Annotated in this window: 14 protein-coding genes; 11 read left to right on the forward strand and 3 right to left on the reverse strand. The window is 46.8% G+C overall.

Annotation, left to right across the window (positions count from 1 at the left end):
• Positions 1 to 56: 56 nt before the first annotated feature.
• Both RH88_RS17900 and RH88_RS17905 read right to left on the reverse strand, forming a co-directional pair.
• Positions 57 to 584 carry a hypothetical protein gene (locus RH88_RS17900; protein ID WP_005598647.1) on the reverse strand — a complete coding sequence of 176 codons (528 nt, stop codon included), beginning with the start codon at positions 582 to 584 and terminating at the stop codon, positions 57 to 59.
• Positions 585 to 594: 10 nt separating this feature from the next.
• Complete coding sequence (locus RH88_RS17905) at positions 595 to 2,739, reverse strand: LruC domain-containing protein (protein ID WP_005598648.1); 2,145 nt, start codon at positions 2,737 to 2,739, stop codon at positions 595 to 597.
• A 165-nt stretch (positions 2,740 to 2,904) separates the two neighbouring features.
• Here RH88_RS17905 and RH88_RS17910 point away from each other — a divergent pair, with 165 nt between their 5' ends.
• The 3 genes from RH88_RS17910 (at position 2,905) to RH88_RS17920 (ending at position 4,918) form a co-directional block, all read left to right on the forward strand.
• Complete coding sequence (locus RH88_RS17910) at positions 2,905 to 3,882, forward strand: tetratricopeptide repeat protein (protein WP_005598649.1); 978 nt, start codon at positions 2,905 to 2,907, stop codon at positions 3,880 to 3,882.
• A gap of 109 nt (positions 3,883 to 3,991) precedes the next feature.
• On the forward strand, positions 3,992 to 4,255 hold the full coding sequence (locus RH88_RS17915) for a YfcL family protein (RefSeq protein WP_005598650.1): 264 nt from the start codon (positions 3,992 to 3,994) through the stop codon (positions 4,253 to 4,255).
• Between the two features lie 126 nt (positions 4,256 to 4,381).
• Complete coding sequence (locus RH88_RS17920) at positions 4,382 to 4,918, forward strand: NADPH-dependent FMN reductase (protein ID WP_005598651.1); 537 nt, start codon at positions 4,382 to 4,384, stop codon at positions 4,916 to 4,918.
• 155 nt (positions 4,919 to 5,073) lie between these two features.
• Here the strand turns inward: RH88_RS17920 and mnmC are convergent, their stop codons facing one another.
• On the reverse strand, positions 5,074 to 7,086 hold the full coding sequence (gene mnmC / locus RH88_RS17925) for a bifunctional tRNA (5-methylaminomethyl-2-thiouridine)(34)-methyltransferase MnmC2/FAD-dependent 5-carboxymethylaminomethyl-2-thiouridine(34) oxidoreductase MnmC1 (protein ID WP_005598652.1): 2,013 nt from the start codon (positions 7,084 to 7,086) through the stop codon (positions 5,074 to 5,076).
• Positions 7,087 to 7,214: 128 nt separating this feature from the next.
• On the opposite strand from mnmC, the gene fabB reads away from it, so the two are divergent.
• From fabB to RH88_RS17965, 8 genes are all read left to right on the forward strand, one after another.
• Positions 7,215 to 8,426, forward strand: coding sequence for a beta-ketoacyl-ACP synthase I (gene fabB, locus RH88_RS17930; RefSeq protein WP_005598653.1), 1,212 nt, complete (start codon positions 7,215 to 7,217; stop codon positions 8,424 to 8,426).
• A 340-nt stretch (positions 8,427 to 8,766) separates the two neighbouring features.
• Positions 8,767 to 9,903 carry a 4-phosphoerythronate dehydrogenase gene (locus RH88_RS17935; protein WP_005598654.1) on the forward strand — a complete coding sequence of 379 codons (1,137 nt, stop codon included), beginning with the start codon at positions 8,767 to 8,769 and terminating at the stop codon, positions 9,901 to 9,903.
• Positions 9,900 to 10,913 carry an aspartate-semialdehyde dehydrogenase gene (locus RH88_RS17940; RefSeq protein ID WP_005598656.1) on the forward strand — a complete coding sequence of 338 codons (1,014 nt, stop codon included), beginning with the start codon at positions 9,900 to 9,902 and terminating at the stop codon, positions 10,911 to 10,913. Before RH88_RS17935 ends, RH88_RS17940 begins: the two co-directional genes overlap by 4 nt.
• 207 nt (positions 10,914 to 11,120) lie before the next feature.
• Positions 11,121 to 15,950, forward strand: coding sequence for a FimV/HubP family polar landmark protein (locus RH88_RS17945; protein WP_005598658.1), 4,830 nt, complete (start codon positions 11,121 to 11,123; stop codon positions 15,948 to 15,950).
• Positions 15,951 to 16,118: 168 nt separating this feature from the next.
• Complete coding sequence (gene truA / locus RH88_RS17950; protein WP_005598660.1) at positions 16,119 to 16,913, forward strand: tRNA pseudouridine(38-40) synthase TruA; 795 nt, start codon at positions 16,119 to 16,121, stop codon at positions 16,911 to 16,913.
• Positions 16,914 to 17,132: 219 nt separating this feature from the next.
• Complete coding sequence (gene accD, locus RH88_RS17955) at positions 17,133 to 18,059, forward strand: acetyl-CoA carboxylase, carboxyltransferase subunit beta (protein WP_005598661.1); 927 nt, start codon at positions 17,133 to 17,135, stop codon at positions 18,057 to 18,059.
• Positions 18,060 to 18,104: 45 nt separating this feature from the next.
• On the forward strand, positions 18,105 to 19,370 hold the full coding sequence (gene folC, locus RH88_RS17960; protein ID WP_005598663.1) for a bifunctional tetrahydrofolate synthase/dihydrofolate synthase: 1,266 nt from the start codon (positions 18,105 to 18,107) through the stop codon (positions 19,368 to 19,370).
• On the forward strand, positions 19,371 to 19,922 hold the full coding sequence (locus tag RH88_RS17965; protein WP_005598665.1) for an SPOR domain-containing protein: 552 nt from the start codon (positions 19,371 to 19,373) through the stop codon (positions 19,920 to 19,922).
• Positions 19,923 to 19,955: the final 33 nt, after the last annotated feature.

Below are 19,955 nucleotides of genomic sequence, written 5' to 3' on the forward strand. Positions count from 1 at the left end.
TTTTTGGTCAGGCTTTCGAGCTAATAGTTTCGATCTAATGGCTTCGCGCTATAGGCCTAATTAATATCCCAGTAGGTTTCCTTCTGGTTATTGTGCGTCAGCGTGTAGGTGAGCGGTGCTCGGTCTTTCTCCATAATCCAAATTACGGCAATTAATTCATCGCAATGATTAGCAACACGAAGATCAAACTCTCCTTTACCATCAACAAGGCTGGATTTGAGTAAGCACATCTTAAAATCCAACTTGGTCAAATCGCCTTTGGCTGCACCATTATCACAAATTGAGATAAATGCTTTTTCGGTCGAAATGGCGGAGATATCAACATCAACGTCAACGTCATAGACTGACTCAAGATTATTATCTGCAGCAATATCTAAATCCGTCACTGATAAACGACTTGGTGGAGATGCCGGATTAGGAGCCGGGGTTGCTGTTGCTGGTGGAGTCGGTGCTGGCGCAGCACTTGAGCCACTACCGCTGTTACCACCGCTGTTACCACCGCCATCACCCCCCCCACAAGCTAATAGTGCTGCGGTAGCGGTGAGTAAAACTAAGGATTTAAAAGAGTTAGAAAAATGATTCATAGCTTGCCCCTTAGTCCGTGTAGGCTTTGTTGGTGATTGGGGTGACATACCAGCTTTGTTCGGTCAAACCTGATGGGTCTTGAGAGAAATCAGCAAATTTTGGATAGGTATCGAGAATGCTGATGGTTTCAAGTGGGTGCTGCCAGTCAAGCGGCAATTCAATCCCCCAAGGGAGTCCGTTACTGGTATGGAAATAAGTCCCTGCACCAGTATCTGTGGCGTCATCTTGCTTGCCCACGTAGCCATAATTGAACTTAGATGTTGGGGTTTTGTTTTTTAAATGAACTTCGAGCGCGCGACCGGGGAAACCTCCGCTGACTTGCAAACCAGTTTCACCATGATAGTAACCAGGGGTCGCAAAGATAAATGGGTCGTACGGGAACTCGGGCATACGAGCATTGCTAATTGGAGAGCTGAACGGAATAATAAGCTCCCAGCTTGGTCGATAGCTGGTGCCGCAACCCGCTTCGGTTCTAAACATGGTACATCCATCATCTTCACCGGATTCGGTCATCGACCATAAATCTTCATGAACAATGAGTACCGCATCTGTTGTGCCAGATTCAACAATGTCGGCCGATTGTAGCTCGCCATCAATATAGAGTTTGGCTGAATCGGTTTTGATATCATTTGGATCAACCCCCGGTAAGCGAATCGCAAAACCGGAACGATAGGTCCCACCAAGTGCGGCGATTTGGCCTTCGATTTTCAATTGGATTACTTCGTTATTCTGACTGTATTCGGTGTACTTGACGTTCATCAGTACATCGTTCATGTCGTAGTCGCCCATTTTCGGGAATTGGTCTTCATAAGCAAAGGTGGTGTAAGACGCACCTGAAGGGTAAGTCTCAACCGTGACACCTTGATCCGTCACCGAGACTAAGTGATCTTCCACTTCCCCTGCGCCGACACCACCGGTCGGGCCGACATCGTATGTGGTACTGAGACGGAAACGAGCCCAAGTATCACCGGCAAGCGCCCAGCTAGGCACAGAGATGTAGAGCTGGTTTTGACCATCATCGACAAATTCACTGTTGAGTACCAATTCATCATCATTGAACTCACCATCTTGGTCCCAGTCAATCCAGGCACTCAATACCCCTTCACCATCTGCACCATCGACTGTCGCGTATAAAAAGCTTGTTTCACCCACTTCGATCGGGACAGGGAAGGCAATACCATCTTCATCGTTGCTGCTGTCTGCGGTGTCGTCTGAGAGAGGGTAGACATAAGCTTCATTCTCACCATCGACAAGAGTGCCGAGTTTTAAGTCCGTGATGCCATGGCGAGCCCCGGAGGCCGCATAAGTGGTTCCGTAACTATCTGGCGCATCACCGAAATCGGTAGTGTCACCGGGGATCACCGCGGCGAGGGCACAACGGGCACCATCATTAGAGTTGCTCGACGGTCCATAGGCAAAGAATTCAGCGCTGGAATTATTGCCATCGATGGTCACTTTGAAGACATGGCCATTACCGTTATTACTCAGGTATAAGTTACCGTCGACATCAAAATATTGTGCGCCAAAAGCCAGACTGTGCCCGAGCGTACTGCTGTCGAGTATCTTGTTTAATTGTGTGCTGCTGCCTTCATTCACATCAATTTGATACAAGTAGCCTGAGTTGTCGACACTGTAAACAAAACCGTTATCGGGATGAAAGGCCATATCGAGAATACGAATATTACCCAACTCAGCGGACGTGGCGACTTTTGTCATAGCGGCCGTACTAATGTCGATACGAAATAATCCATAGTTGACTCGGTAGCCATACCAAGCATTCTCATCAACCGAGACATCACCCACGTAGAAAGAGGTTGGGCCGATACCTAAATTGCTGACGGTGATTGGGTTGGATGTCAGCTCTGAGCCAATACGGGTTAAAGAGTCTGCGCCGTAATCCCAGCCATAGATATAATCATCATGGACACTAAAACCGACACCATTGATTTTGGCACTACCGACGCCCCAAGAAAGAGCGGAGTAACTACCCACGTCTAGACTTACGCCATAGGCGATAGGTGTTCCTGATGGGTTTTGAATCAGAAAGGCTTGCGTGGGACAGGATGAAAATGGTGTGGCTGCGTGACTTGCCGTGCTGACCGCAAGCGCGGCGCATAGCAAGGGTAGGTGAATTCTTGCTTCTAGTTTACTCATGACTATCCCTTCATTTTAGAATGCGTAGGAAGGGAGTTGCATAGCTTGTACCATGTTGTTAGTTGTTGAATTTAAAAGAGTTTGTTTTTATATTCTCAATATGAAAAGCTAGGCGTTCATTTTTGAGAATTAAACTGATTGATAAAACCGTCGATGGAGTAGCCGATGCGTGTCGAATGTAAACTGATGGGGGATTCTCGTGCTTGGCGACGAGCTATTGCTGTTGTGTTCATCATCATCACACTCGCTGCTTGTAGCCACCAAGTGGAACAGAAAAGCACGTTCGATCCATTCTGCTCCTATGCGGTTAACGAACTTACCGATCAAATTTCGCCTTACTGCATCGATAATGCTGAGCAAAACGACCCTATCGCGGCCACTAATTTAGGCTATCTCTACTCAAAAGGAATGTTGGTGGAGCACGACCCTCAGCGCGCTATGGCTTTATATCATGTTGCTGCTGAGCAAGGCTTTCCGCAAGCGGAATATAATTTGGCTGAGTTATATCGAAGTGGAGTGTATGGTGAAGAGCGGCCAGATCTTGCTCGTTACTGGTATCAAAAATCGGCTGGTCAGTTACCCGTTGAGCAAAGGAAAGAAGCGGAATTTATGCTAGGTTTGCTGTGGTTAGAGGGCAGCGGAGGCGAGCAAGACTTGGCCATCGCAAAGCAATGGTTAGTTGAGAGCGTGGATCATGGTCACGCTGAGGCAGCGTATGTATTAGGCAATCTCTATTTAGACGAAGAGAATAACGTGATTGAAGCGATAAAGTGGTATCAAATCGCGATTGAACGAAATTTTGGCCCAGCGATGCATAAGATGGGGCTTTTATATGTGGATGGATCTCTTGGGGAGAACGACCCAGATAAAGCCAAACCGTGGCTGCTACGTGCTGCGACCTTAGGGTTACCAGAGGGGCAGGTTGATTTGGCAACGCTATTGTATAATAGCGCAGCCACCCGCTCGGATTATGTACAGTGTTATGTGTGGTTAAGCGCAGCCGATTCACAGGGTTTTGAACTAGCCAATCAGCGATTAAAGTTATTGCAGACAAAATTAACCGCGGGTGAACTAGAGCAAGCTCAAATATTGAGTCAGGCGTGTATTGAAAGTGCCTTTCAACGTTGCGAACCACAAGAGTAAGTATAGAAAACTGAGCCAATGAGGGTTTGATGATAGTTTGCGTTCATTTTCGCAATATGAGAAGCTTCAGCCCTATTTTGTGGTCAAACCGAGTGATTGAATATACATCATGATTATTGAATTTGAAGAGAAGCTACTGACGTTAATTGATGAGCGAATAGCGACCGCTTCGGATGATGAGCTGTTTGCTGGTGGCTACTTACGAGGGCATATTTCTTTGTCTGCTGCGACTTGCGAAGAAGAAGGTGTCAACGACGTAGATGAGTTGAAAAATCGTATCGTAGCAAGCTTAGAACAAGCCCGTGCGGAACTCACTCCGGCAGATCGTATTGTCGTTAATGATTTGTGGTTGGAACTCAGTAACCACGGCTAAACGACCGCTTTTTTACAATACGCATCCAGTCCAAGAAAGTCACACTTTACAACATTGTGGTTGTTGCTTATCGGTTCTGTTCTATGCTGAGCATGGAGCACTATTCAAATCGAAGGGACAGCCATAATGAATATCCTAGCTTTTGCAGCCTCAACAAGTTCAACCTCTATTAATAAAGCCCTCGCATCTTACGCCGCGCAGCAGTTAGCTCAACGAGTGGCTGAACCACAAGTGACCTTGCTTGATCTCAACCAATTTAACCTACCGCTGTTTAGTGAAGATGTTGAAAAAGAAATCGGCCAAGCACAAGACGCAGCTAACTTTCTGCAGCTGATTGCTCAGGCAGATGTTTTGATCATCTCGTTTGCTGAACACAATGGTTCTTACACCGCCGCTTACAAAAACCTATTTGATTGGGCATCACGCATTAACCCGCAAGTGTTCCAAAATACTCCGGCAATCTATTTGGCCACTTCACCTGGCCCTGGTGGAGCTCAAAATGTACTGGCGCAGGCAGTTGCTTCGGCTGGATACTTTGGCGCAGATGTTAAAGCGTCACTCTCCATTCCCAATTTTTATGACAACTTTGATTTGGCAACCGGTCAACTTAGCCAAGCAGATTTGGCTGAACAAGTTGTACAGTTAGTGGAAACGTTGCTCTAGCCCAGCTTAGTGTTGTGCATATTGACATATGAACGAGACAAAAATGCCGCCAGTTGATCTCTCCGATCAAAGGCGGCACTTTTTATTACCAATGTTCGATGAGCATCTATCGTTGGTAAATTGAGATTTAGTGCGTCAATTTATAGCACGTCAACTTAGAGCTCAGTGATTGCCTTACCTTTACGGAGTTTGCGCACCCACATACGGCTAGGATCAAGGGTCTCTAATACATCAACGGGTAGCGGTAGAGGATCGCCACAAATTTGTGAGGCTAACAGTTCAGCCATTAATGGGGCAGAACTTAAACCACGAGAACCCAACCCTAGCAAACAGAATAGATCTGGATAGTGTGGCGTAGGCTGTGCTTGCTCAAGATCCAGCTGAGCTAAATGTTCATATTGCGCTTTGACTTGCCCATAATCGGCCAGGTTACCAACAAACGGTAGATGGTCGCGACTGACGCAGCGGATGCCTTGTCGTGATTGATTACCTGACGTATCCACCGCTAATGGCCAGCTTTCATTAGGAACGCAGTGACGTAACTTATCACCATTTTCTTGTTGTGCTGTGGCATCAAATTGATAATCAAGGTGGCTTCGGTCGTAGCTGGCACCAATACAGTGTTGTTGGTTATTGGGATTCGCTGGCGTCATATAGCCATCATAACAAAGCACGCTTTTCAGTGAGCTTAATTCAGGCGTAGTAGGAATATGACTGACTTGCCCTTTGACTTGGCCAAGCGGGATATGCGCGCTCTGCTCGAAACTCGCAAACTCATTACCATTAGCAATGACCACACAATCATGGGTGACATCTCCCGCTTGACTGCTCAGTGTCCAATGGTCATCAATGCGCGTGATCGCGTCGATTTTGTGATTGTATTTAATCTTAAATCGAGCGTCTTTTGTCAATTCGTCAATCAGACCTTGAGTCAGTTGCGCCGGGCACAACCAGCCACCCAATGGATATTGAATGCTTTCCATCGTAATCGGCAAGCCAATCGCCGCACTGGTTTGCTCTGCGTCGAGGTGATGAATCAGCATAGGATCAAACCTGCCTTCAAGCATCTTGCTCAGTTTAGTGGTCGATTTTTCATCCCACATTAACTGAGTAATACCACACCAATCATGATCGAATGAGATTTTCTCTGCCGCTTGTTCAACAAACTGGCGCGCAAATAAAAAGCCCGGAGCGAAAACGCGTGATACGCCGCGATGTTCGCCGTTCAATAATGGGTAGACCGCGCCTTGGCGGTTGCCTGAAGCGCGTTGGGCCGCGTGCTCATCTTGGCAATAAAGAGTGACCTTTTGCCCACGGCGCAATAGGGCGGTTGCAAGCGTGGCGCTGGCGATTCCGCCACCAATAATGGCAATGTGTTCATGTTGACTGCTTGGAGTGCGATGAAACCAAGGTTTGAAGTTTGTCACGGCTTGACGCTCAGTCAGATTGCCTGCAATCATCTCCCGTTTGGTGCCATAGCCTTTGACTTTTTTCATCGCAAATCCGGCCTCGATTAAGCCTCGGCGGACAAAACCCGCGGCGGTAAAAGTCGCGCAGCTACAGTCTTGCTTCGCTAAACGCGCCATGCCATCAAACAGGTTTTGATTCCACATTTCCGGATTTTTGCTTGGCGCAAAGCCGTCGAGGAACCATGCATCGACCAAACCTTGTGCAGAAACAGGTACTAATGGCATGCAATCTTTGATATCACCAAACCAAAGGTCTAGAGTGATGGCACCATCAGCGAGTACAATACGCTGGCATTCAGGCACTGCGATCGGGTAGTGTTGTTGTAATTGAACAGCGTAGTCGGCCAGTTCAGGCCAAGACTGATGAGCTTTGATTAGGTCCGCTTTACTCAAAGGATACTTTTCAAAGCTAATAAAGTGCAGTTCTTTAAGAGGTGCATTGGGATGCTGTTGTCTAAATTGTTCGAACCATTGCCATACGGCAAGGAAATTTAGACCAGTGCCAAAGCCAGTTTCAGCAATCACAAAACGACGCTGGTCATATTCTTGCCATCTTTCTGGTAGATGATTTTGCTTGAGGAACACATACCGCGTTTCTTCCAAACCATTTACGTTAGAGAAATAGACGTCATCGAATTGGTCTGAAACGGGCGTGCCAGCTTCATTCCAGCCGAGTTGAGCATTGGTAATAGAAGTCATAGTGTCTGATTTTTGTGAATATCGACCATAAATATAGGTTGATTGTACGGTTTTAAGGGAAAGCTGACCACTTTTCCTAGCTAACTTAGTTATCATCTAGCGGTATCTTGAATTATAGGAATGTCATAATGAAACGAGTCGTAATCACCGGTATGGGTATTGTTTCAAGTATCGGTAACAACGTCGAAGAAGTTTTATCGTCTCTAAAAGCGGGTAAATCTGGCATCACTGCTTCAGAGCAGTTCAAAGAAAAAGGTCTACGTTCACAAGTATGGGGTGATCTTAAAATCAACCCTGCAGAGCATATTGATCGTAAGCAGATGCGCTTTATGGGTGATGCGGCGGCTTATGCATACCTATCAATGCAGCAAGCAATTGAAGACGCTGGCTTAGCCGAAGATCAAGTCTCTAACGACCGTACAGGTATCGTTGCAGGTTCAGGTGGTGCATCATCATTAAACCAAGCGGCAGCTGTAGATATTCTTCGCGAGAAAGGCGTAAAGCGTGTTGGTCCTTACATGGTACCTCGTACAATGTCTTCAACGGTTTCAGCTTGTCTAGCAACCCCATTTAAAATTCGCGGCGTGAACTACTCAATGAGTTCTGCGTGTGCCACATCAGCACACTGTATTGGCCACGCAATGGAGCTTATCCAATTAGGTAAGCAAGACATCGTATTTGCTGGTGGTGGTGAAGAGTTGGATTGGACATTGACGATGATGTTCGATGCGATGGGCGCACTATCGACCAAATATAACGATACTCCAGAAAAAGCATCGCGCACTTATGATGCGGACCGTGATGGTTTCGTTATCTCTGGTGGCGGCGGCATGATGGTGATCGAAGAGCTTGAGCACGCATTGGCTCGTGGCGCGAAAATCTATGGTGAAATCGTTGGTTACGGCGCGACATCAGATGGCTACGACATGGTAGCACCATCAGGTGAAGGCGCAGTACGTTGTATGAATATGGCGATGGCAGCGGTTGATGGCGTTGATTACGTGAACACGCATGGCACATCAACGCCAGTGGGTGACGTAAAAGAGCTTGGCGCTATCCAGCAAGTATTTGGTGGCAACAGCCCAGCAATCTCTGCAACCAAAGCAATGACAGGTCACGCACTTGGTGCTGCGGGTGTACACGAAGCGATTTACTCAACGCTAATGCTACACAACAACTTTATTGCGCCAAGCATTAACGTTGATAACCTTGATGAAGCGGCAGCTGGCCTAGATATCGTGACAGAAATGCGCGAAGCCGAGCTTACCACTGTGATGTCAAACAGTTTTGGTTTTGGCGGTACAAACGCGACGCTTGTGATTAAAAAATTTCAAGGTTAACTGATTTTGCCAGTCAACGTTGTTGGCATGGCAGCCAGTTTCCAGAGCTTGACTTAGGTAATGCTTAAGTCGAACAGACGCAGATTTTGGCTCATGGAGAGCGAGTCAAATTCCTTTTGTTCTGGATCTTACCGGCCTCAATTGAGGCCGGTTTTTTATGCGTCAAATATTGTTATCTTTCGGCCACTAAGCACATCGCACAATGAATTTCCCCATCTTGACCTGAAGATATGGTGACTTTCTCTCATCCGCAGGTGTACATCCACGCAACAGAGCTGGTATAACACTCTTCTAGACAGAAAGTTTTGCCGATTAATCCCCAACCGACGAATTCACGCAGATGAAAAAAATTCTTATAGATGAAAACATGCCTTATGCTGAGGCGCTTTTTAGCCAATTAGGCGAAGTGATTTTGAAGCCAGGTCGTAGCTTAACTGCCGATGACTTGATCGATGTTGATGCATTGATGATCCGCTCAGTCACTAAGGTAAATGCTGAATTGATCGCGAAAGCGAACAAGCTTAAGTTCGTCGGTACTGCAACCGCAGGCATGGATCATGTCGACCAAGTACTGATGATGGAGAAAGGCATCTTTTTCACCGCGGCGCCGGGTTGTAACAAGGTCGGTGTGGCGGAATATGTCTTCAGTGTCATGATGGTACTGGCGCAACAGCAGGGTTTTTCGGTCTTCGATAAAACCGTCGGTATTATTGGCGCTGGTCAAGTTGGTAGCTATTTACAGCAATGCTTAGAAGGGATCGGGATTAACGTACTCATTAATGATCCGCCTAAGCAGCGAGACGGCGACACCCGTCAGTTTACTGAATTGGATGAGCTGCTAGAGCGTGCAGACATTATCAGCTTGCATACGCCAATCACCCGTGAAGGGAATGATGCCACTCACCACTTGATCAATGACCAGGTATTGAATACGTTACGCGGTGACCAAATTTTGATCAATGCTGCGCGTGGCCCGGTGGTTGACAACCAAGCACTAAAACAACGTCTCGAGAAAAAAGATGGCTTTACCGCGGCTTTGGACGTATTTGAATTTGAACCAGATGTTGATATGGCACTTCTTCCTCTGTTAGCATTCGCCACCCCGCACGTTGCAGGCTACGGTTTAGAGGGCAAGGCGCGTGGCACGACCATGATTTTTAATAGTTATTGTGAGTATTTAGATGAGCCTTTGGTGGCCAGCGCACAAGAGCTACTGCCCGTCGCGCCGATTCCGCAACTAACGTTAGATCGTGGTTGGGATGAAGCGACACTGCACAATTTAACGCAAATCATCTATGATGTGCGTAAAGACGACGCATTATTCCGCCGTCAAATCCAACAGCCAGGCGCTTTCGATCAAATGCGTAAAACGTATTGGGATCGTCGTGAATATGGCGCTGTAAAGTTAGTCGGTGATTCAGAGTGTAATTTGGCACCGCTAGCGAAATTAGGTTTTCAAGTTGAGGTAATTAAATGAGCCAACAATATAACGTGGCCGTTTTTGGTGCGACAGGTGCTGTCGGTGAAACCATTCTAGAAGTATTGCAAGAGCGCAAGTTCCCAGTAGGTAACATTTACCTGTTGGCCAGTGAGCGCAGTGAAGGTCGAACTAGCCGCTTCAATGGAAAAACTGTACGCGTAGAAAATGTTGAAGATTTTGATTGGTCTCAAGTTCATATCGCACTATTTTCAGCGGGCGCTGAGCTTTCTGCAAAGTGGGCACCGATTGCGGCTGATGAAGGCGTTGTGGTTATCGATAACACCTCACAATTCCGTTATGAATATGATGTTCCTCTGGTTGTGCCAGAAGTAAACCCAGAAGCCATTGCTGAGTTCCGTAACCGTAACATCATCGCAAACCCGAACTGTTCGACCATTCAAATGGTTGTGGCTCTAAAACCGATTCAAGATGCTGTGGGTATTGAGCGTATTAACGTTTCAACTTACCAATCGGTATCCGGTGCGGGTAAAGCGGGTATTGATGAATTAGCCGGCCAAACTGCGCGCCTGCTGAACGGTGTGCCAGCAGAAAGCGAACACTTCTCGCAACAGATCGCGTTCAACTGTATTCCACAAATCGATCAGATGATGGAAAACGGTTACACCCGTGAAGAGATGAAAATGGTGTGGGAAACGCAGAAAATTTTCAACGATCCAGGCATCACAGTAAACCCAACGTGTGTACGTGTACCGGTATTCTACGGTCATGCAGAGTCACTTCATGTTGAAACTTGTGCGCCAATTGATGCTCAAGATGTAATCCAGCTGCTGGAAAATACTGAAGGCGTTGAAGTGTTCCAAGGTGATGACTTCCCGACTCAAGTACGTGATGCCGGTGGTAAAGACCATGTAATGGTTGGCCGAATCCGCAACGATATTAGCCACCACAGCGGTGTGAACCTATGGGTTGTCGCCGATAACGTGCGCAAAGGCGCTGCGACAAACGCGGTACAAATTGCCGAAGTACTGATTCGTGACTACTACTAATAGTCATACAATTGCTTAGCAAACTCTATGGGCCCTGCGTTTACGCGGGGCTTTTTTAATCAATCCTGAAAAAAATGTGTGAGATTAATGCGATTATTAAGCTAGGGACACATTTTTTGCCACAACGGCTATAGTTTTGCCCTCATGATCCGATATATTTAGCAGATCACTAAATTTATTTCCCATGAGCACCTAACTGAGCCATATATGCGTCGAATTCTCCAACGTCTCCTAATGCCAATCGCCTTAGTAGCCGTGACTCAGACAAACATCGTAAGTGCAGAAAGTATTCGCCTGACAGGGCCAAATGGTGAGCTGCAAAACTCGCCACAATACTCTGAACAGATTGCGCGCCATTCATCGGTCGCGAGTGAACCTTCACGCTTCTATGGACCAACCTCAGGGCAAGACACCCTATGGGGAATCTCATCGCGTCTTAAACCGTCTAATCAAGTGTCGGTGCAACAGACGCTGCTGGCGATCTATCAGCTCAACCCGCAAGCGTTTGAAAATCAGAACATTCATACTTTGATCCCGGGTAGCACCATTCGTGTTCCTTCGTTAGCACAGGTACAGAGCGTTTCGACTGATGAAGCGGTTCGTATTATGAACTTGCATCAAGCGCGTCTGGATGGCAATGAATCGGCAGCCGATAAAGCGAAACCCCAAGCGACTAAACCGTCTGTATCAAAGCCTCAGGTTACGCCATCTCAACCGAGTACGGCACCAAGCATCAAACCACAAGCCACTAAGCCAACTACTGTTAATAAAGCGCCACAAGTCGAGGCTTTAGAGCAGCAACTGACCAGTTCTGAATCCGAGTTAACCGCGCTGGAAGAGAAGAATCATCGCCTACGTTTGATGTTGGCAGAGGTGCAAACTGAAGTTGATGGCTTAAAAGAAGAGCTGGGTGATGAAAATCGCATTCGCTCAGAAGTGGAAAAACTATTAGAAGCAGAGCGTTTGCGCGTTGCCGAGCAACAAAGTAATGCCCCAAGTACGTTGGACAATATTCTTTCCAATGGCTGGCTGGTTGCTGGGCTTGCCATCGTTCCTGGTCTTTTGATTGGCCTGATGATCATGCTATTGCTTGGTCGTAAAAAGGCACAAGCACAGGCTCAAGCAGAACAAAACGATAATTCTCTGCCATCAATGGCTGCCGCTGCGTCAATGGCACCTTTGGCCGCTGGTGCCCTTGATGATGACGTCGAAGATGAACTGGATCTGGACGATGATCTGTTTGGTGAGTCAAGTGATGACGAAACATTGTTCTCAGATGAGCTTGATGGTGACACCGAAACGACGCAAGAAACGGATATCTTTGCTGGGTTAGATGACAGTGCGCTTGATTTCAACCTTGATGATGACGATGACAGCGACCCATTTGCCGCTATTGATGATGACGGCGATCTCGATGAGTCCTTGGCGTCGTTTGATGTCAGCTCCAATGGTATCAGCGTAGATAGTGGTGAAAAAGCGCTTGGCCTTGAAGAGATGGAGCGTGCGCTAAATGATGTAGTCATCGAAGATTCATCGGAAGATGACGACGGTTTCGATCTTTCAGACACTGGCGTGAGCCAAAGTGAGCTTGATGATCTGTTTAGCTCAGCGCTTGACGATATTGATGAGGACGAAGATAGCGCTGAACAAGCGATGCTCGATGAGTTGCTCAGTGAAAGCGCTGAGGGTGATGACGCATTCTCATTTGATAATTTGCTTGATGATCCCGAAGGGTTTGATTTAAGTGAAGACGATAGCGATTTTGCAAACCAAGCGATTACTTCAGATAGCGATATTGATGACCTATTCGCCCAAGTTCAAGCGGAGCAAGAGAGTGTTGCTGAGTCGCTTGAATCCGACATTTCAGCGACTGAACAACCAGATGAAGCATTACAGAAATTAGAAGATGAAAGTAACGCATTGTTTGATGAACTGTTCACCGAGTCTGCGGAAGATAGCCAATCAGAGCTGACGAATACTCAAATGCTCGATGAGCTGCTTGATTCTGATGAAAATGGTTTCGATCTCGACTCTGGTGAAGAAAGTATTGATCTGCTGGATGAATGGTTAGACGACAGTGATGAAGACGAAACACTGCAACTGTCTGATGACTCCACTGCGATGCTTGATGAGTTATTAGGAGAAGAGGACGAGCTAGACAGTGAAGTTAAGCCGAACTTAGAAGCTCAATCGGAAGAGCCTAACCTTGTGGAAAGCCCACAGGCGCAAAGCGAAGAGGGTTTAGCTTCAGAAGCTGATGACTTAGACGATATTGCGTTTGATCTCGACTCAGTCTCCATGTTGGATGAGTTGCTGGATGAAGAAGAGTTAGAGGAAAGTACCGCTAAGTCCGCGTATGACGCCGACAGTACGGATCTACTCGATGAACTGCTTGATGACCATAGTGACAACGACGATGCGTCGTTAAGCGTAGAAGATTTATCGGCCGATGATTTCGGTGACGATGGTATTGATCTGTTTGAAGAACTGCTCGAAATTGAAAAGAGTCAGCCGGAACAAGTTCAGTCGGAAGATAGCTTAGCAACGTTAGAGGCGGCAAGTGAGGTGCAATCAGCACCAGATGCGCAGCCAAGTAATGATGAAATAGAACAGCTGCTTGCATCAACAGGCACAGAGGCGGAAGATCCAACGCTTGGCGAACAAGCCGAGCCTGTAGAGCTTAACGATGAGCTAGAAGACATTGAAGAGACTGTTGTTGAAGAAGAAAAAGCATTTTCGAGCGATGACTTTTTGGATGACATGCTCAATGTGGCACCAGAATCGGATCCATTACTTGGTGAGTTCAATTTTGACCAACTGGAAGACGATGAACCAGTATCACCAGCACTTGGCACCGCGGAAAGTGTGAATGAATCCTCCCTGCCAGAGCCAGAGCCAGAGCCAGAGCCAGAGCCAGAGCCAGCGAAAGCGGCATTGCCAACGGTTGATAACGAATTTGGTACGCCAAGTGATGATGATTGGTTGTTTGATGGTGATAGTGACACCGCAGATGCATTAGCGGCGCTACAAGAGCAAACGCCTGCTGCGCCACTTGAGCAAGTGAATGAAACCGCTCAAATTGACGATTCACACAATGAACCGTTAACGCCAGAGCCAGCTCAATCAGCTGAACCTGAATTTGAGCCAGAGTTCGATTTTGTTGAGCAAGATGCCGAGACAGTCGACGTTGCAGAGGTGGAACCTGTCGCTAGCGAAGGTGATGGTTCTCAACACATTGATTCTGTCGATGCGCCTGACGCTCCATTGCCAGAGCCAGAGCCAGAGCCAGAGCATGAGGAACAAGCTGAGTCAGTTGATGTTGCAAACGATCTACCATTTGAGTTTGATGAACTTGAGTTACCTGAATTTGGTGAAGAAGAAGCGTTAGCTGACGCTGTTGAGCATCCAGCTGCTGATGATGCACAAGCGAATGAATCATCTTCAAGTGCGAGTGAAGAAGCCCTAGATGAGCCGCAAGACGAGAGTCAGGCTGCATCATCAGATGCGTTCGACGAAATTATCGGTGACGGCGTTTATGACAATGAAGCTGCTAGTGATGAAGCTCATAGCACAGAAACTGTCAGCCCTGAAAATATAGCTAACGAAGAGGTTGCCAACGACGAAAGAGATTCCGGCGAAGCGCCAATTGAGCAGCAGGCTGAAGCACTAGAAACTGAGCCACAAATCGCTCAATCAGACGATGAAGAACGTTTTGATTTTGATGACTTAGATCTACCTGAGTATGGCGAAGACGATGCAATAGCGGATTTCAAGGCTGAAATGCCAAATCAAGCCGCATCTATGGCCAATGAGTTATCAACTGAACCCGCGTTCAATTCTGAGTCAGAGTTAAGTGATGTTGATGGTGAAACTCGTTTTAGCTTTGATGATCTTGAGTTGCCTGAATATGGTGAAGCGGATGCATTGGCCGATGCGACAGCCGAAATGGAGCAAGACTCTGATGTCGCGCTTGTAGAAGCGCCTGTAGCAAATGAAGTCGTTACTCAGACGCCAGAGCCAGCGCCAGAATTATCTCAAGAGCAGACTCAAGAGCTGCCTCAAACGCAGTCTGATGAAGTGTTAGAGTTTGATACTGCTGACAATACAGCGTCAGATATCACTGAGACATTTGAATCTGCTGCAGACCCTGTAGAAGCGGAGGCGGCTGAGCAAGGATCGGCAGAGCAAGAACCAGCAGAGATTCGCGATGGTGAAATGCAGCAACAAAGTACTGCAGAAGAACCAGAAAGTGCGCCGAGCTTCAACTTTAACGATCTTGAGCCTGTTGACATTGATAACGCTGAGTTGGACCAACGTTTAGATGAACAAGACGTATTGTCTGGTTTATTTGGTGATGCTTCATCTCTAGAACCTGCTCCGCTTGAACCTCAAGAGCATAGAGATAATGCAGCGATTAAGTCTGATTATGATGAAAGCGCGTTTAATGAATTACTTGCAGAAGGCGATGATAGCTATACTCCAGTAGAGAAACCGATTGATCAGCGTGCCAGTGATTCGGCTGGAATGGATATCGATGCCATGCTGGAAATGGGCGGCGAAGATTGGAATGGCTTTAGCCTTTCTCCTGAGTTACAAGCGTCTATTTCGGATGATATTCCAGAAGAAGATCGCCATGCTTGGGATGAAGGTAACCAGCCTGCTCAAGCAAAAATCTCAAACGAAGATTGGGAAAATCAAGATGACCTGATCGACTTCAACCCACGTGACAATCAATATCGCACCATTGACGAATTGATGGCAGAGGTGGACCGCGAAGAAGGGCTGTTTAACCCAGACGAAGAAGCGCTAAAGTTAGATGTCGGTTTAAGTGATTTCCCTGATGTGATAGGTCAGATGTCTGATATTGATGTCGATAGTAATGCGGAAGCATCGGGTAAACTCGATCTGGCTAAAATCTACATGGAAATGAACGACGCTAGTGGTGCTAAAAAACTGTTGGAAGAGGCCATCGTCGATGGTAACGACGACATTCGCCGTGAGGCGAAGCGCCTAATTGACGCAATTAATGGTCGATAACAAACAATAAAGGGGCGAAAGCCCCTTTATCTTTAAGAGTGATATCCATAATAGCTTGATCTATAAATGAGTTGAGCTAGGAAATTTAACCGAACTTTACCGGGCGGCCACTTGAAGCCATGGTCAGTTTCGCTATACTGCCCGACCCATATTCCAAGAGAGTCCAAGATGAGAATCGCTTTAGGTATTGAGTATGATGGCACTCACTACTTTGGCTGGCAACGTCAAAGAGAAGTTCAAAGCGTGCAAGAAAAGCTTGAACGTGCATTAAGTTTAGTCGCCAATCATCCCATAGAAGTACAGTGTGCAGGTCGTACTGACGCTGGTGTGCACGGTACGGGTCAAGTCGTGCATTTTGATACCACAGCCAGCCGAAAAATGGTGGCTTGGACTATGGGTGCTAATGCTAACTTGCCAAAAGACATCGCGGTTCGTTGGGCAACAGAAGTGTCGGATGAGTTTCACGCGCGTTTCGCCGCGACAGCTCGTCGCTATCGCTACATCATATTTAATAGCAAGCTAAGACCAGGTATTTTGCATTCTGGAGTGAGCCACTACCATGGTGAATTGGACGAAGTCAAAATGCATCAGGCAGGCCAATACTTGTTAGGTGAGAATGATTTTACCTCTTTCCGTGCGATCCATTGTCAGTCACGAACGCCTTGGCGCAATATGATTCATTTGAACGTGACGCGTCATGGGCAATATGTGGTGATCGATATTAAAGCTAATGCCTTTGTTCACCATATGGTGCGCAACATCACCGGCAGCTTGCTGTGCGTCGGCCGCGGTGAGCAAGAGCCGGAATGGATCGATTGGCTGCTTAAAGCCAAAGATCGTAAGTTAGCTGGGGCAACGGCGAAAGCGGAAGGGCTCTATTTAGTCGATGTGGATTACCCGCAAGAGTATGGATTGCCTCGTGCACCGATCGGTCCGCTATTTTTGCCAGATAATTTGAACTAAATCTCGCTAATCTATTCATAATAAATAGAAATTATGTTTTATTAGTTCAATGAGAGACGGTGTGTGAAGAGTCAATAAAGCGAATGCGTGAGTGAGCAAAAATAGGTACAACCAGTTTTTTGTCTACACTTGGCATTTTATATGCTTTAATCCTCACGCATAAATTCAGTTTTTATATCTTTTGCATGGCGCGAAAGAGTGATAGAGAAAAGGTCTTCCATGAGTTGGCTTGAAAAGATTTTAGAAAAAAGCAATATCGTTAGTTCACGTAAAGCATCGATCCCAGAAGGGGTATGGACTAAATGTACATCATGTGAACAGGTGCTTTACCATGCTGAACTAGAGCGTAACCTAGAAGTATGTCCGAAATGTGACCATCATATGCGTATGAAGGCACGTCGTCGCTTGGAAACGTTCCTAGATGAAACCAATCGCGTTGAACTTGCGAATGAACTTGAGCCACAAGATAAGCTGAAGTTTAAAGATTCAAAGCGTTATAAAGATCGTCTGTCTGCAGCACAAAAAGCCAGTGGTGAGAAAGACGCCCTTGTTGTAATGCAAGGTGAAGTAATCGGTGTTCCGGTGGTTGCTTGTGCATTCGAATTCTCGTTCATGGGTGGCTCAATGGGTTCTGTTGTTGGTGCCCGTTTTGTTCGCGCTGTTGAAGCGGCAATGGAAAACAACTGCGGTCTAGTTTGTTTCTCTGCTTCTGGTGGCGCCCGTATGCAAGAGGCACTGATGTCTCTAATGCAAATGGCGAAAACCAGTGCGGCACTAGAGCGTTTATCGAAGAAGGGCTTGCCTTTTATCTCGGTTATGACTGATCCAACCATGGGTGGTGTATCTGCAAGTTTGGCAATGCTGGGTGACATTAATATCGGCGAGCCAAAAGCGCTGATCGGTTTTGCTGGTCGCCGCGTTATTGAACAAACGGTACGTGAAGATCTTCCTGAAGGTTTCCAACGCAGTGAGTTCCTACTTGAGCATGGTGCGATTGATATGATCGTCGATCGCCGAGAAATGCGTCAACGCGTGAGTAGCCTTTTAGCTAAATTGACCAATAACGCATCACCGTTGGTCGTTTCTGTGGATGATTCTCCACAAGAAGCTGAGTATTCTGTACCAGAAGCCGACGAAAAAGGGTAAAGTATCTCACTAACAAACAACCACGGATTTATTGGTTAAAGTTAGATGATTCAATCCCAAATTCCTCAAGCCACATCCCCACTTGCGATGTGGCTTGATTATTTAGCAGAGCTACATACCTCAGCGATTGATCTTGGTCTCGACCGAGTTCAAGCCGTCGCAAATAAAGCCCAATTGACTAAACCCGCACCGACGGTGATTACGGTTGCCGGTACCAACGGTAAAGGGTCTACCTGTGCATTAATGGAAGCCATTCTACTCGATGCTGGTTATTCGGTTGGCGTTTATAGTTCCCCACATCTCATTCGCTATAACGAACGCGTTCGCGTTAATGGCGTTGATCTTAGTGATGAAAAACATACCCAAGCTTTCGACTTTGTTGAACAGCAGCGTGGTGACATCAGTTTAAGCTTGTTTGAGTTTGGCACCCTTGCTGCTTTGCGCTTATTTCAAAGTGAAAAAGTGGATGTGGTATTACTTGAAGTGGGTTTAGGTGGGCGATTAGACGCCACCAACGTGGTTGATCATGATGTGTGTATCATCACCAGTTTGGCCATCGACCATGTTGATTGGCTTGGTGACGACATCAACGTGATTGGCTTTGAAAAGGCGGGTATTTTCCGTAGCGGTAAACCCGCTATCTGTGGTCAACCTAAAGCGCCCGCAACCGTTGCTGCTCATGCAGATGACATAAAGGCCGAGTTGTTCCAAGTGGGCATTCAGTATGACTATGCACTCACGGACAACAACACTTGGTGTTGGAGCCATGGCAGCTTTCAGTTAGATGACTTACCGCGACCAAGCCTACCTTTACCTAATGCTGCAACAGCACTGATGGCGCTCGCCAGTGCGCATCTCGACCTCTCTGATGTCAATATCGTGAATGGTCTACGCAATGCCTCACTGCCGGGTCGTATGCAGGTCATTCATCAAGCACCCACGGTGCTACTTGATGTTGCCCATAACCCGCACTCAGCCCAATATTTAGTCGAGCGATTGCAACAGCAATACCCGCAGCACACCATTCATATGGTGGTAGCGATGTTGCATGACAAAGACATTAAATCGACGCTTGAAATCTTAGCGCCAGTGGCTAGCCATTGGTACCCAGCCTCACTTACGGGACCTCGAGCGGCAAAAGCCGAAGAATTATGTCGTTATTTAGGTGCAGAACAAGCGCAATTTGCCACGCCTGTCGCTGCATTTGAAGCGGCAATGACAAAGGCTCACCAGCAAGATGTCATCATTGTTGTGGGATCATTCCATACCGTTGGTGAAGTGCTTGAATACTGGCAGAGCAAAGGAGAATAAATGGCAAGTAAATTTCAAAACCGCCTTGTCGGCACCATTATTTTGGTCTCGATTGGTGTGATCGTGTTGCCGGATGTATTAGATGGCAAAAAAACACATTACCAAGAAGAGATCGCTAGCATTCCGATTAAACCGGAGTTGCAAAGTGATGTGGAAACGTTCGAAGTGCTGGAGCCAGAAGACGACAGCGCGGCATTACCACCAACACCAGTGGAAGTTACATTAGAGGTAGAAGATCAAGGTGAGCAAGCTCAACTTGAAAATAAACCGTTGCCGGTGGTGGTAAAAGAAGTACCAGAACGCAATGAATACCAAGAGAGTGCTTGGATCATTCAATTGATGGCGCTGAAAAATGCTGAGAACGCGGAAAATGTGGTGAAAGATCTACAAAAGCGTGGTTATCAGGCGCATACCAAGCTAGATAATAGCTTTACGCGCGTGATTATTGGCCCAGATATTTCAAAAAATAAGCTCGAGCGCCAAATTAAGGAACTCGAAAAAATCACGGGCTCAAAAGGCCGATTGCTTAAATTTAAACCGTTAAATCCTTAAGAAAACGTTTGCGTCAGCGTTTTTTCTGTTAAA

It is taken from the genome of Vibrio scophthalmi LMG 19158, assembly GCF_000222585.1.
Classification (GTDB): domain Bacteria; phylum Pseudomonadota; class Gammaproteobacteria; order Enterobacterales; family Vibrionaceae; genus Vibrio; species Vibrio scophthalmi.

What these genes read in the sequence shown, in the direction of transcription:
- RH88_RS17900 (WP_005598647.1), bottom strand. Translation starts at nt 584, where the DNA reads ATGAATCATTTTTCTAACTCTTTTAAATCCTTAGTTTTACTCACCGCT.
- RH88_RS17905 (WP_005598648.1), bottom strand. Translation starts at nt 2,739, where the DNA reads ATGAGTAAACTAGAAGCAAGAATTCACCTACCCTTGCTATGCGCCGCG.
- RH88_RS17910 (WP_005598649.1), top strand. Translation starts at nt 2,905, where the DNA reads ATGCGTGTCGAATGTAAACTGATGGGGGATTCTCGTGCTTGGCGACGA.
- RH88_RS17915 (WP_005598650.1), top strand. Translation starts at nt 3,992, where the DNA reads ATGATTATTGAATTTGAAGAGAAGCTACTGACGTTAATTGATGAGCGA.
- RH88_RS17920 (WP_005598651.1), top strand. Translation starts at nt 4,382, where the DNA reads ATGAATATCCTAGCTTTTGCAGCCTCAACAAGTTCAACCTCTATTAAT.
- mnmC (WP_005598652.1), bottom strand. Translation starts at nt 7,086, where the DNA reads ATGACTTCTATTACCAATGCTCAACTCGGCTGGAATGAAGCTGGCACG.
- fabB (WP_005598653.1), top strand. Translation starts at nt 7,215, where the DNA reads ATGAAACGAGTCGTAATCACCGGTATGGGTATTGTTTCAAGTATCGGT.
- RH88_RS17935 (WP_005598654.1), top strand. Translation starts at nt 8,767, where the DNA reads ATGAAAAAAATTCTTATAGATGAAAACATGCCTTATGCTGAGGCGCTT.
- RH88_RS17940 (WP_005598656.1), top strand. Translation starts at nt 9,900, where the DNA reads ATGAGCCAACAATATAACGTGGCCGTTTTTGGTGCGACAGGTGCTGTC.
- RH88_RS17945 (WP_005598658.1), top strand. Translation starts at nt 11,121, where the DNA reads ATGCGTCGAATTCTCCAACGTCTCCTAATGCCAATCGCCTTAGTAGCC.
- truA (WP_005598660.1), top strand. Translation starts at nt 16,119, where the DNA reads ATGAGAATCGCTTTAGGTATTGAGTATGATGGCACTCACTACTTTGGC.
- accD (WP_005598661.1), top strand. Translation starts at nt 17,133, where the DNA reads ATGAGTTGGCTTGAAAAGATTTTAGAAAAAAGCAATATCGTTAGTTCA.
- folC (WP_005598663.1), top strand. Translation starts at nt 18,105, where the DNA reads ATGATTCAATCCCAAATTCCTCAAGCCACATCCCCACTTGCGATGTGG.
- RH88_RS17965 (WP_005598665.1), top strand. Translation starts at nt 19,371, where the DNA reads ATGGCAAGTAAATTTCAAAACCGCCTTGTCGGCACCATTATTTTGGTC.